The 13,124-nt window shown below is 70.5% G+C and carries 12 protein-coding genes; 6 read left to right on the forward strand and 6 right to left on the reverse strand.

All coding sequences use genetic code 11. The annotated features are described in order from the left end of the window. The first annotated feature begins 98 nt into the window (after nt 1-98). From ACICHK_RS01270 to ACICHK_RS01280, 3 genes are all read left to right on the forward strand, one after another. Complete coding sequence (locus ACICHK_RS01270) at nt 99-791, forward strand: hemerythrin domain-containing protein (RefSeq protein ID WP_406835124.1); 693 nt, start codon at nt 99-101, stop codon at nt 789-791. 4 nt (nt 792-795) lie between these two features. Continuing rightward, a complete protein-coding gene (locus ACICHK_RS01275; protein WP_406835125.1) occupies nt 796-1,722 on the forward strand; it encodes a pyridoxamine 5'-phosphate oxidase family protein in 927 nt (308 codons plus the stop codon). Nucleotides 1,723-2,022: 300 nt separating this feature from the next. Then, a complete protein-coding gene (locus tag ACICHK_RS01280) occupies nt 2,023-3,522 on the forward strand; it encodes a serine/threonine-protein kinase (RefSeq protein WP_406835126.1) in 1,500 nt (499 codons plus the stop codon). Between the two features lie 37 nt (nt 3,523-3,559). Here ACICHK_RS01280 and ACICHK_RS01285 read toward each other — a convergent pair whose 3' ends face one another. Beyond that, on the reverse strand, nt 3,560-4,204 hold the full coding sequence (locus ACICHK_RS01285) for a GAP family protein (RefSeq protein ID WP_406835128.1): 645 nt from the start codon (nt 4,202-4,204) through the stop codon (nt 3,560-3,562). 390 nt (nt 4,205-4,594) lie between these two features. Continuing rightward, nucleotides 4,595-5,830: an FAD-dependent oxidoreductase gene (locus ACICHK_RS01290; RefSeq protein WP_406835129.1), complete on the reverse strand. Its 1,236-nt coding sequence runs from the start codon at nt 5,828-5,830 to the stop codon at nt 4,595-4,597. 138 nt (nt 5,831-5,968) lie between these two features. On the opposite strand from ACICHK_RS01290, the gene ACICHK_RS01295 reads away from it, so the two are divergent. Further along, nucleotides 5,969-6,544, forward strand: a complete 576-nt coding sequence (locus tag ACICHK_RS01295; RefSeq protein WP_406841133.1) for a TetR/AcrR family transcriptional regulator — start codon at nt 5,969-5,971, stop codon at nt 6,542-6,544. A gap of 101 nt (nt 6,545-6,645) precedes the next feature. Here the strand turns inward: ACICHK_RS01295 and ACICHK_RS01300 are convergent, their stop codons facing one another. Then, nucleotides 6,646-7,581 carry a LysR family transcriptional regulator gene (locus ACICHK_RS01300; RefSeq protein ID WP_406835130.1) on the reverse strand — a complete coding sequence of 312 codons (936 nt, stop codon included), beginning with the start codon at nt 7,579-7,581 and terminating at the stop codon, nt 6,646-6,648. A 203-nt stretch (nt 7,582-7,784) separates the two neighbouring features. Between ACICHK_RS01300 and snpA the strand changes: the two genes are divergently transcribed. Continuing rightward, nucleotides 7,785-8,465 carry a snapalysin gene (snpA, locus tag ACICHK_RS01305; protein ID WP_406835131.1) on the forward strand — a complete coding sequence of 227 codons (681 nt, stop codon included), beginning with the start codon at nt 7,785-7,787 and terminating at the stop codon, nt 8,463-8,465. 488 nt (nt 8,466-8,953) lie between these two features. On the opposite strand, the gene ACICHK_RS01310 is transcribed toward snpA, so the two are convergent. The 3 genes from ACICHK_RS01310 to ACICHK_RS01320 form a co-directional block, all read right to left on the reverse strand. Next, nucleotides 8,954-9,097: a hypothetical protein gene (locus ACICHK_RS01310; RefSeq protein ID WP_406835133.1), complete on the reverse strand. Its 144-nt coding sequence runs from the start codon at nt 9,095-9,097 to the stop codon at nt 8,954-8,956. A gap of 41 nt (nt 9,098-9,138) precedes the next feature. Further along, nucleotides 9,139-9,576: a transposase family protein gene (locus ACICHK_RS01315; RefSeq protein ID WP_406835134.1), complete on the reverse strand. Its 438-nt coding sequence runs from the start codon at nt 9,574-9,576 to the stop codon at nt 9,139-9,141. Between the two features lie 327 nt (nt 9,577-9,903). Continuing rightward, a complete protein-coding gene (locus ACICHK_RS01320; protein WP_406835135.1) occupies nt 9,904-10,086 on the reverse strand; it encodes a hypothetical protein in 183 nt (60 codons plus the stop codon). Nucleotides 10,087-10,483: 397 nt separating this feature from the next. Here ACICHK_RS01320 and ACICHK_RS01325 point away from each other — a divergent pair, with 397 nt between their 5' ends. Then, on the forward strand, nt 10,484-12,925 hold the full coding sequence (locus ACICHK_RS01325) for a SpoIIE family protein phosphatase (protein WP_406835136.1): 2,442 nt from the start codon (nt 10,484-10,486) through the stop codon (nt 12,923-12,925). Nucleotides 12,926-13,124 lie beyond the last annotated feature (199 nt).

The raw sequence follows: 13,124 nt of genomic DNA on the forward strand, positions 1-13,124 counted from the left end.
GCCGACCGGTCGCCAAGTCGGGCGCCAAGTGAACGCCAAACGGGGCGCGTGACGCTGGGGCGGCCTTCGTACGCATTCGATCGTTGGAGCAAGTGAGCATGTCCCTCAACAGCAACCCTGGCGTCTCCTCCACCGCCGGGCGTCCTCATACCCACGAAATGGTCGTGGTGCACCGGGTGTTCCGCCGCGAGTCGGCCACGCTGCCCCGGCTGGTGCGGGCCGTGCCCGAGGGGGACACGGCCCGTGCGGCGCGGGTCGCCGGAGCGTTGCGGGACTACACCATGGGCCTGCACCACCATCACCACGCCGAGGACGAGCTGATCTGGCCGCTGCTGCGGGACCGCGCCCCGCTCGACGAGGAACGGGTGGGCCGGATGCAGCTCCAGCACGAGGAGATCGACCGCACGCTGACGGCCGTGGCCGAGTGGCTTCCCGTGTGGGAGCGGTCCGCCGACCGGATCTCCGGTGAGGAACTGGCCCTGGCGCTGGACGCGCACCGGACGGCGCTGCTGGCCCACCTCGACGAGGAGGAGCGGTCGGTCCTGCCGCTCGTCGCCGAGCATCTGACCGTCGCGGAATGGGACCTGGTCGGCGAGCGGGGCATGGACGGCATACCGAAGAACAAGCGGATGCTGGCGCTCGGGGCGATCCTGGAGGAGGCGACGCCCGAGGAACGGGCCTACTTCCTGGGCCGGGTTCCGCTGATCGGCCGGCTCCTGTGGCGGTCCCTCGGCCGACGCCAGTACGTCGCCCACCGCCGCGCCATGCGTGCCCCGTTGGCCGGGGAGTAGCACGATGCCTCTCCTCGACTCCGCCCCGCTCGACGTCCTGGACGCCTACCGGACCTGCGAGTTCGCCACCCTGGGCCGGGACGGCACCCCGCTCGCCTGGCCGACGGCCGTACGGCGCCGTCCGGACGGGACACTGCTGCTGAGCACGTCCCTGGCCTTCGCCCAGAAGGCGCTGAACATCCGCCGTGACGGCCGGGTCGCCCTCCTCTTCTCCGATCCGACCGGCAGCGGTCTGAAGGAGCCCCGGCAGATCTTCGTCGGAGGGCACGCCGAGTGCCCCGACGAGATCATGACGGGCCCTCAGGGCGCCGAGGACTGCTGGCGGATGCTGTTCGAACGGCAGCCTCACAGCAGGTCGTACGTCCTTCCTCCGCTGCGCCGGGTGATGGACTGGTACTACCTGCGGTTGCTGATCACCGTGACCCCCGACCAGGTCGTGGTACGGCCGCCGCTGCTCGCCGTCACGCGGCCGGCGGCCAAGGGGGACAGCCGGCTGCCCGGCGCCGCGCTGCTCGCGCGCTACCCGACGGCGGTGCTCGCCGCCCGTGACGCCACCGGCGCGCCGGTGCTGGCGCGTACCCGGCCCGTGCCGGCGGCCGGCGGCTTCGCCGTGGACGCGCCGGCCGACTGCGCGGCCGTGCCGGGCCCCGCCTCTCTCCTGGTGCACCGGCACGACGAGCGGCTCGACAACATGCACAACGCGCTCGTACGCGGCGAACTGCGCGCGGCGGAGCGCGGGTTGCTGCTGGTCCCGTCGGGCGTGGTGGAGCCGATGGGTTCGGGCCGTGCGAGCGAGGCGGTGTCCGTGCTGCGTACGACCCGCCGGGCCACCGCCCGCTATCTGCGGCGCCGTGGGCTGGACCGGCCCCAGGTGCGCTGGCGGGAATTCCGGTCCCTCGCCCGGCAGGCGCGGCGGGGCGAGGGGGGCTGACCCCGCGTCCGCTCGGTCGGCACCGCTCGACACGGTCCCCGGCAGCGTGGAACGGACCAGCCCCGGGCCGCGTGCCGGGGCGGTCCTCCCGCACTCGCGCGCCCCGAGTGCGCGGCGACCTGCTGCCCGCTCTCCCCCTCCGGGAACGGCCGGCCAGGACGTCTCTCCGTCGGCGGGCGTGACCTGTGCCCCCGGCCGGGAACCGGACGGGAACCGGACGGGGGCACACCCGGCTCTGCCTCCGGGCCCGGTCCCGGGAGTCGTCCCTCGGTGTTCTCCGCCTGCTTTAACCTGTCGCGTATGAACGCTCCGGGGGACATGATCGACGGACGCTTCGAGCTGGTCGATCGGCTCGGCAGCGGGGGGATGGGCACGGTCTGGCGGGCTCGCGACACCGTGCTGGACCGGAACGTCGCCCTCAAAGCCGTGCACCCCGACACGGAGGCGTCCCCCGCTCTCCGCGAGCGGGTCATCCGCGAGGCGAGAGCGCTGGCACGGCTCAATGATCCGCACGTGGTGACCGTCCACCAGATCGTCGACACGCATCCCCATCCGTGGATCGTGATGGAGCTGGTGCCCGGCCGGTCGTTGCAGGAACGCCTGTCCGAAGGCCTGTTGAGCCCGGCGGAGTCCGCGCGCATCGGCCGTCAGGTGCTCGCCGCCCTGCGTGTCGCCCACGCGGCGGGCATTCAGCACCGGGACGTCAAGCCGGCCAACGTCCTGCTCCGCCCCGACGGCCACGCCGTGCTCACCGACTTCGGCATCGCCGCCCTCCAGGGCGCGACCGCGCTCACGGCCACGGGCGAGCTCGTCGGCTCCCCCGAGTACATGGCCCCCGAACGCATCCGCGGCCACGACGACGACCCGGCCTCCGACCTGTGGTCCCTCGGGCTGCTCCTGTACGTGTGCGTGGAGGGCGTGAGCCCGCTGCGTCGCGTGACCACGCTCGCCACCCTGGCCGCCGTCCTCGACGACCCGGTCCCACCGCCCGTGCGCTCCGGTCCCCTCGCCCAGGTCCTGCAGTCCCTCCTCGTACGCGATCCGGCCGCCCGCCCCGGTGCCGCGCAACTGGACGAGCTGCTGGCCCAGGTCGAGTCGGGTCACACACCGCGGTGGGACCGGCCGACACTGACGGTGGGGCCGGTACCGGCCCCACCCGCCCCGGTATCGCCCGTCCCGGTATCGCCCACCCTGCCGGACTCCCCGCTCCCCGGGCATCCGCACCGGCGTCGCGGAGCCGCCCTCACCGCCGCGCTGGTCGTGGCCGCCGTCGCCGTGACCACGCTGGTCCTCACCCTGTTCCCGTTCGACGACGACAAGGCCGCCGACCGGGCGGGAGGCTCCGCGCCGAACACCTCCGCCGCACCGAACACCTCCGCCGCGCCCGCCACCACACCTCGGAGTTCGTCGCCGCGGCTGAGCCCGAGCCCCGTTCCGACGCCCAGCGAGCCCGCCGCGTCCACCCCCGGCCGTTCCCGGTCCTCGTCCCTCCCGGCGTCCTCGCCCCTCCCGGCCGGAACCGGTCGCTGGATCGCCCAACTGTCCTCCGAACCCTTCTCCTCGGGCACCGCGGCCCGCGACCGGCACCTCGCGGACATCCGTGTCTCCGTGCCCGAAGCGCTCGTCCTGCGCAGCGACGACTACGCGTCCCTGCGCCCCGGCTACTGGGTGATCTACGCGCCCGGTCCGTTCGCCGACAGCGACGCGGCCCTCGCGTTCTGCGCCGAACGCGGCCGTACGACGACCAACAGCTGCATCGGCCGCTATCTCAGCGCCGGTCCGGACGATCGAGCCGGCTGACCGGACCGCGCGAGGGTCATGCGCCCACCGCCCGGTGTCAGACCACGAGTTCGTAGATGCTGTGTGCCGTCAGCCACAGTCCGACGAGCACCGAAAGCGTGACGATCAGCCGCTCCTGGTGTTGGTCCATCCAGCTGCGCAGGGCGTTCAGCCGGGCATGCGCGGCCACCGGCGCCCGGAGCGCGTACGTCTCCATGACGATGAGGCTGAGCGTGGCCAGCAGGCAGTAGCCGGTCAGCGCGATCCAGTCGGCGACGGTGGAGAGGTTCGCGTCGACAGCGGTGGCGGCGCCGGCTCCGACCAGCGCCCAGGGCTGCAGTACCCACGCCAGGCCGGCCGCGGTGGCGGGGGAGGCGTCGTCGATCCGGGCTCTCCAGCGCGGCGGCCCGTGCGGGCGCGGTGGCCGGCGGTACCGGTACGCGCCGTAGAACACCAGCGCCACGCCGATGGCGAGCTTCACGGTGATCGAGGCGGTCGAGGGCGCGGTGTGGAGGTCCGGGGGCTGTCCGCCGGTCAGCAGCATCACGCAGGCGATGACCGCGATCAGGTTGGCCAGCCACGACAGGAGGAACGCCAGGCCCTGGCGGACGCCGCGCCGTGAGGAGAGCAGCAGGATGTAGGCGCTGTTGTGCAGGGGCCCCAGGGTGATGGCCGTACCGATCACGAGGAGGTCGAGGACCATCGGATCAGTCGCTCCTGGATGTCGGGACGGTCTTCCGCCCGTGCCGGGCAGGCCCGTCGGCAGGATCGGGCGGCGCCGGCACGGTGCCGCATGCCGACTCTGCAGGGGCTGATACGGCAGGTCAAGCAGGCTGCGTCCGTGTCCCCGCACGGCCGGTCCTTGTTCGAGTTCGGTGTCGGGCAAGCGGGTGCCACGACCACGTGAGCCCTTTCGACCGCACCACCGGCCGCGTCGGCACCGTCGTCGACGTCCGCCACGGCGCCACCGGCCAGGGCAGGGACCGGCTCCGACACGACCGCGGACAGGCCCGCGGCCGTCGGCTCGCCGCGGGCCTTCCGCGTCGGCGTCTCCGGGGCCGCGGCCCCTTCGGCACCCGCTCGTCCGGAGAGCTTACGAATCGGTGTGCTCGTCCGCCCGCCGGGCCCGCTCCTGGCGGTAGGACTCCGCCCGGGCGAGGTAGTCCCGGTGTTCCTGCTCGGGGTCCGGCGGCAGGTCCGGCACGTCGGTGGTGGCGAAGAACTGCAGCAGGGCCTCGTTCGAGCTCACGGCGAGGTCTCCGGAGCGGGCGAACATGTCCGACTCGTAGCGGGCGGTCGCCTCGTCGAGGCCGGTCACCGGGTCGGGGCCGCACGCCCGGCTGACGGCGTGCGCGAGTTCCGCGCCGTCCAGCATCGCGAGGTTGGCGCCGTGCCCGCCGAAGGGCGCCATCAGGTGGGCCGCGTCACCGATCAGCGTGACCCCGGGCACGTGCTCCCAGGTGAGCGGGGCGGGCAGGGCCCAGAAGGACCGTGGCACGTAGTCGCCGTCGTTGCGGACGATCAACGCGCGCATGGCCGCCGACCAGTGGCCGAACTCCCGCGCCAGGTGGGAGCGGATGCTCTCCCGGTCGGTGAGGTCCACGCCGGCCCCGACCTGCCAGTCCGGTGCGGCGCGGAACGCGATGTAGCCGCGGACCACGCCGTCGCCGTTGCGCTGCAGGATCACCGCGCGGCCGTCGTTGTCGTTGGAGAACATGTGGCCGGCGCCGACGATCGCGGCGACCTCCGGGTGGCGGGAGTCGACCTCGTCGAACCGGGCGTCCAGGAAGCAGACCCCCAGGTGCCGCGGGGTGGCGTCGCTGACCAGGGGGCGGACCTTCGACCACGCCCCGTCTGCGCCGATCACCAGGTCGGCCTCCACGGCGGTGCCGTCCGCGAACTCCAGGCGGTGCCCGCCGTGGCCGAGCCGGGTCGCGCGGACGAGCCGGTGGCCCCAGCGGACGGTGCCGGGCCGCAGGTGGTCGAAGAGCAGGCGGCGCAGCCGGCCACGGTCGATCTCAGGAGCGGCCTCGTCGCCGGGGCCCGGGGTGAACTCCGCAAGGACCGTGCCGTGGTGGTCGCGGCGGGTCTTGGCCTGCCCCTCCGGCCGGGCCTGCGCCATGAAGGCGTCGAGCAGCCCGGCGTCCGCGAGGGCGATCTGTCCGGAGTCGGCGTGCAGGTCGAGCGTGCCGCCGGGGTCGCGGGAGTCCACGGAGTCGTCGGCGTCGTACACGGTGACCTCGATGCCGTGCCCTTGCAGGACGCGGGCGCAGGTCAGGCCGGCGGGGCCGCCGCCGACCACGCAGATCCGGGGTGTGCTGTTCGTCATCGGGACCTTCCCCCTCTTGGGCGGCGCGGGCCGCGACGGGTCGCGGCGGCGCCAACATATGTGTAACCGCTAAAAAAGCGTAACAGCTAAACTTTCTAAGTCGATCCATGAACGCGGTAAGGTGACCGGGTGACCGAGATGGGGCGCCGAGAGCGCAAGAAGGCAGCCACCCGCCAGTCCCTCGCGGACGCGGCACTGCGGCTGTTCACCGAGCGGGGCTACGACGAGGTCGGGGTGCGCGAGATCGCCGACGCGGCCGACGTCTCGGTGACGACGCTCTTCAAACACTTCCCCGACGGCAAGGAGGCGCTGGTCTTCGACCAGGACGTGGACCGTGAGGCGGCCCTGGTCGCGGCGGTCCGTGAGCGCCCCGCCGGCCAGTCGGTCCCGGAGGCCCTGCACCGGATGCTGCTGGGCGAACACTCCCGGCGGGTCCACACCGACCCCCGGTTCGACGACTTCCTGCGCCTGATCGACACCACCCCGGCGCTGCGCGAGTACGCCCGACGGATGTGGCTGCGGCACGAACACGCCCTGGCCGCGGCGATCGCCGACGACGCCGGACTGCCCACCGACGACCCGGGCTGCCGGGCGCTGGCCCACTTCGCCCTGGAGGCGCCCGCCCTCGTCCGCGGGTCCCACGACCCCGACACCGCCCTCGACCGGGTCTTCGACCTGCTCGGAAACGGCTGGACCGGCACCCGCGCCGACTGACCCGCGTCAGTGCCGGGCACTCCGGCGCCCCTCCCCCTTCGAGACCCGCCGATCACCTGGCCGGTGCGGCCGTCAGGGCATGGGACCACCCGGGTGCCGGCCTACGGCATGCCCGAACGCTCCAGCCACGCCCGGTAGGCCGGCGCCTGACGCGCCACCTCCCAGTAGGCCTCCACCAGTTCGTCGTACCCGTGGTCGAGTTCGGCCTCCGAGCGGGCGGCGAGCAGCAGGCGCACTCCTATCGGGTCACCCTGCAGAGGACGGACCACGACATCGGGGCGTGGCAGCGCGGTGGGCTGGCTGACCGTGACGACGTCGCCGGTGGCGGCCAGCGAGTACGCCGTGAGGTAGTCGCCGTGCAGCATGTCGGGTTCGATCCCCGCCTCACGCAGGACCCGGCAGAGGCCGTCCCATTCGCCGTCCACCGTGGAGTCCACCATCCACTGGTCGTCGGCCAGATCGGCGAGGCGCACCTCGGACCGCTCCGCGGCGGGGTGGTCGGGGGCGAGGGTGACGAACTGCGGTTCGCGTTCGATCACCACGCGCAGACAGAGGCCGGGCGGGACGCACAGAGGGCTGCCCTCGACCTCGTGCACGAAGGCCAGTTCGAGCCATCCCCCGGCGACCATCCGCAGCAGGGAGTTCGCGGAGACGTCCATCCGAAGCGTGGGATCGGTGCGGGGAACGCGGGCACGCAACCGGCGCAGCCAGCCCGGCAGGGCCCGGCTCGCCGTGGCACCGATGTGCAGGGTGTTCTCGTCCGCGGCCCGGGCCACCGCGGCTCTCGTCTCCGTGACGATCGCGGCGAGTTCGGTGACGAGCGGCCTGGCGCGGCTCAGCACCGCATGGCCCACTGGTGTGGGACGGCAGCCCGTACCCGCGCGGACGAAGAGCTGCGCGCCGAGGGCCTGCTCGATCCGGCGCAATTGGGCACTCAACGAGGGCTGGGCCACGCCGAGTTCACGTGCCGCCTTGTGCAGGCTGCCCGTGTCGGCGATGGCGCACAGGGCACGTAAGTGCCTCACCTCGAGCTCCACGCGGAAAGGGTAGGGGACCCTCCGCATGACGCACCAGATGTTCAAATCGCTACGAAGTCATACGAGTTGACTCCCTGATAGTTCCGCGCTATCCCCAACTGCCATTACCCACAGCCCCCTTGGCCTCCGCGAGACTCCTGCTGAACCAATCGTTCACCACCCCACACGAACGAGTAGGAGCACCACACATGTTGTCCTCCCGCATGAGGTCGAAGACATCCAGGAGACTCCTGGCTCTCACGCTCGGCTTCGGTCTGGCATCCGCGGCGCTCGGCACCGCGGTCCCGGCGAGCGCCCGGCCTGCCGACCCGGCCCCGGCCGGTTCCACCGCCGTCGCGAGCGCCCGGTACTCCGGCTCGGCCGAAGACACCGCAGGCAACAAGGCGTTCTTCGAAGCCGTGCTGAACTCGGTCGCCAAGAAGCAGGCCGCCAACCCCTCCCTGGCGTCGGTGACCGTCTACTACAACGCCTCCCAGGCGCCGTCCTTCCGCTCCCAGATAGCGAGTTCCGCCTCGATCTGGAACAGCTCCGTGTCGAACGTCAAGCTCCAGGCGACGACGAGCGGTGCGGACTTCACCTACTACGAGGGCAACGACTCACGCGGGTCCTACGCCTCCACGAACGGCCACGGCCGCGGCTACATCTTCCTCGACTACGCGCAGAACCGGCAGTACGACTCGATCCGTGTCACCGCCCACGAGACCGGCCACGTGCTGGGTCTGCCGGACCACTACAGCGGTCCGTGCAGCGAGCTCATGTCGGGAGGCGGCCCGGGTACGTCCTGCACCAACCGCTACCCGAACGCGGCCGAGCGCTCCCGCGTCAACCAGCTCTGGGTCAACGGCCTCGCGAAGGCCGTCGCCAAGCTGAACAAGACGCGCTGACCCGCTGCCCGGCGGGCACTGCCGGCCGGGCGGCTGAACGGTCCGGTTCGGGTCGTGGCCCCACAACACGGCCCGAACCGGGCTCGTCCGGGCGGCGTCGGGCAAGAGCCACGGCCCGTGGCGGCCAAAACACTGGCGGCGGGGGCGGCCGTCCTGAAGTCTGGTCGCACATGCCTGACGGCGGGCTCCTCCCGGGAGGAGTGCCGACACGACGACGGGGTCCGCGTACAGGACCTCGATCTTCCAGCGGTCACGAACGAGGATCGCGAGCCGGGCGGATGCGACCTGCCCGGGGGCAGACTGGTGATGGCGCAGACAGTCTTGATGCTGATCCTGCTGGTCTTGCGGTCCACCCGGCGGCGCCTGAACTGAACGGCCTGGCGTGCGCCGGGGAAGAGCAGGTCGTTCGCCGTGCATACCTTGGTCCGGCAGCTCTCGCCCCGGCCACGCCCGGTGTCACGGGTGCGTGACTGCAGCCGAACCTGCTTCTACGGAAGGGACTTGAGCTGCTTGCGGAGCTTCTTCTGATTCCCTTTCACAATCATGACGTAGTGCGCGTAGCGGCCCGGCAGGTATGTCGCATGCTCGCGCTGAGTGTGCATCGCGCCGCTGGTCACGACCATGCCCGCCAAGCCGGTGAGGGTCTCCCGTAGAGGCCTGAAGACAGGTGACCTCATTGCTCTTCTCGCCCATGTCGAGCGGGGCCAGGACCATTCCGCGGACGGGGTCGCATGCAGCGAGCAGGTGAACCTTCCAGCCCTTGACCCCGCCCGCTCCGCGCAGGCTCTTGCCGTCGACCGCCAGTGCGCGCAGCTGGCCGTCGGTGCCGGGGCGCCGGTCGGCCGGCCAGTCGCCACACCGCTCGGTCCAACGCGTCGCTGTCGATGCGGCCCAGAAGCCGTCGTCCCGTCGTTTCCGCAGGCGCGCACCGCTTCAGGAACAGCGGATCAGGCCGTATGCCAAGGCGCTCCAGGACACAGGACAGGGCGTCAGCGATCCACTCGCCGGCCACCCGCAGGGAGGTCGCCCCGGCCAGAACGGCGCACGCGGTGAGTGCGAGCACGGCGATCAGGGTGTGCCGCACGCTGCGTGGGTTCCGAGGGTCAGGCACCTCGGCCAGTCACTCCAGCAAGCCCGGGTTTTCCTCGGGCACGGCCTCAGGATGCCGGCGGAGTCAGTCAAAGGCGGGCGGCATCAGCGATGATGCTTCGGTAGGCACGGTCTTCCCGTCGGATCATGGAGCGTCGAGAACTCCATGATCTCGGAAGGTGGTGCCTGATACGTTCCGGGACTCATCTAGCTGACAGATCGCCACGGACCGGGCTTCACACGAGAACGCCGAGGGCCTGCTGGTCGGATATCCATCATCGGGACTCCAGCGGGGTTCTGCGTCGCAGCCGACCCTACGGACTCTCTGCCCAGGGCTCCGACACCCGTGTCAGCACCCCAGCTCCGCCGCGCGCTCGCACATCACCTCCACAGCGTCGGGCAGCCGAGGAAGCGGCCCGGGGTGGGCCTCCCGGACGAGTTTCACCGCGAGAAGCCGCCGACCGCCCCTGATCAGCTCGTCCACCTCCTCCCGGACCACCGGCAGCAACGCATCCCAGATCGAGTTCTCCATGCGCCGATCCAAGCAACTCCCCCTCTCCCACCACCACCGAATTGAACGGCACAACCGTGCGAAGACCCGCTCAGTGAGCCCGGGCATCAGCGGGCGATAACCCCACCGCGGGGCCCTTGCATCAGCACCCAAAGAACCTTGTTCCTGCTTTGCATACGGACCGTCATCGGCACATACCAGGGCAACTCACCCAGGGTGCGACTATGCCGAAGCCCCGAAGGGGAGGCACCCATGGTTCATCAAGGAACCTGTATCAGACCCGTCACCGACCTGCGCTTGCCAGGAAGGAGCGATACAAGTGAGGTAGGAATCGACGCGACGGAACGACCCCTATGCCGCGCCGCCGCTCTGCTGTGCCTCTGCGGAACGCGAGAAACCGAGGCAGAATGGGCGATGAATGGACATGGAGAGTGCCAGTTCCCTCGGAAACGGCCGTCCTCTGGATCCGCCTGCTTCAGCCACCGCAGTCGTTGACGCACAGGGGATCGTGACAGGGTGGAGCAGCGGTGCCCAGCAGTTTCTCGGGTACAGGTTCGAGGACGTCGTCGGGCGTTCCGCGGCCGGGCTGCTGGGTCAGAATTCCGATATCCCCGTAGATCTCTCGTCAGCTGCCGAGGGATGGCGGGGAACATCGACGCTGCGGCACCGGGACGGCCACGACGTGGCGGCCGACATCCAGGCATACGCCTCACTCGACCACGAGGGCAGCACGCAGTGGCTCGTCGTAGCCACGCGAATGCAGCGGCCATATCCACGTCCGACGCAACATCTGGATGAAGCCGAGGCCACGACAGAGGAAGCCTTCGCGCAGTGCCACCTTCCCGTGATGATCTACGACGCTGAATTGCGTGCCCTGCGCGGGAGCGCCGGTGCGGTCCGCGCGCTGGGCCTCTCGGAGGAACAGATGCGCGGTCGACGTGTCACCGACATCTTGCCTCCCCACATCTGTACCAAGGTCGAAGAGGGTATGCGCCGGGTTTTCGAGACGGGAGAGCCGGAGCACTTCCAAGTGCACGGCCGACCGCGCCCCGAAGCCCGCGGACACTACTGGGCCGTCACCGTGTCGCCCGTCAGGAACCCGGCAGGGGAGGTACGCCACCTTCAGCTCATGGCGCTCGACATCACCGAACTACGCCTGGCCCGAGAGCGGCTCGCTCTGCTGAACGACGTCAGCACGCAGGTGGGCAGCACTCTGGACGTGATGCATACGGCACAGGAAATGGCCGACATCACGGTGGGTCGACTCGCCGACTTCGTGAGCATCGACCTGCTGGACTCGCTGCTGCGCGGCCTCGAACCCAAGCCCCTCGACGAAGGGCCCATCGGTCTACGCCGTGTCGCACAGCAGTCCGTCCTGCCCGAAGTACCGGAGTCGGTGATCCAGCCCGGAGACGTGGACTACTACCCCGCGTCCTCACCTCCCGTCAGCTGCCTGCTCACAGGCCGCTCGTCACTGCACCGAACCCCGGACGACGCCGTCAAAAGCTGGCAGATTGCGGACCCGGAGCGCGCTGAGAAGGTCCGCTCCTTCGGGATGCACTCGATCATGGTCGTCCCTCTACGCGCCCGAGGCGTCACGCTCGGAGTGGCCGTGCTCGTACGCCACCGGCGTCGGCATCCGTTCGACGACGACGATCTGCTTCTCGCGGAGGAGATCGCCGCTCGCACCGCCGTCTCCATCGACAATGCCCGCCGCTTCACCCGTGAGCGGACCACCGCACTGGCCCTGCAGCGAAGTCTGCTTCCGCAGCACGTCGCCGCCCAGGATGCCGTGGAGGCGGCTCACCGGTACCTGCCGGCTCGCTCCCGGGCTGGGCTCGGTGGCGACTGGTTCGACGTCATCCCCCTGTCGGGCACCCGCGTCGCCCTTGTGGTCGGCGATGTCGTAGGTCACGGCCTACAGGCCTCTGCCACCATGGGGCGGCTACGGACCGCGGTGCGCACTCTGGCCGATGTCGACCTGCCTCCGGAGGAGCTTCTCGTTCATGTCGATGATCTGGTCACTCACCTCAAGACCGAGGTGGGCACCGCACCGGATTCGGAGCCCGACGTCGTCACCGATCTCATCGCAACCTGTCTGTACCTCGTCTACGATCCGGTATCGCGTCGCTGCACCGCCGCTGCGGCGGGCCATCCCCCGCCTGTCATGGTGACACCCGACGGCAGAGCGGAGTTCATCGAGCTGTCTGCCGGACCTCCCTTGGGGGTGGGCGGTCTCCCTTTCGAAACGGCCGAGTGGGAAGTACCTGAGGGCAGCCTCTTGGCGTTGTACACGGACGGCCTCGTCGAGGGCACCGAACACGACATCGACAGAGGTATGGCGCTGTTGCTGCAGCGTTTGGACCAGCCCGCGCTCTCACTGGAAACTGTCTGCGACGATCTGATCGAGACCATGCTCCCTGCGGAACCGTCGGACGACGTTGCCCTCCTCCTGGCACGTACCCGGTTCCTCGGCTCGGACCGGGTCGCCACCTGGGACCTGCCCTCCGATCCGGCGGCAGTGGCGGGCGCTCGGCACGAGGTCTCCCGGTGCCTGACGAACTGGGGGCTCGACGAGGTCACCTTCACGACCGAGTTGGTCGTGAGCGAACTGGTCACCAACGCCATCCGCTATGGCAGCCCTCCCGTTCAACTGCGCCTGATCCGCGGCTCTGCGCTCATCTGCGAGGTGTCCGACAGCAGCAGTACCGCCCCGCACATGCGCCGGGCTCGCCTGTTCGACGAGGGCGGGCGCGGCCTGATGATGATCGCCCAACTGTCCGACCGCTGGGGAACACGGCATATACCGGGAGGGAAAGCGATCTGGGCTGAGATCCAGATACCGAACGAGCAGTCGTGAGGGCGAGCCGTTCGTTGAGTCTCGTGGATGCTGGCACCGGACTCCTCGCGAGCCGAGCGACAGGACTGCGGATCCTTCCGGTCGACAGCTGCGTACCGATCGGCGTCGTATGGACCAGACCGGCAGTCCTTCGTCGAAATCCCCGATCGGGACGAGTGCGCCACCCTCAAGGTCTGGGCAGCAGACCCCACAGCGCAGA

The organism is Streptomyces sp. AHU1 (assembly GCF_045343905.1).
Lineage (GTDB): Bacteria > Actinomycetota > Actinomycetes > Streptomycetales > Streptomycetaceae > Streptomyces > Streptomyces triticiradicis.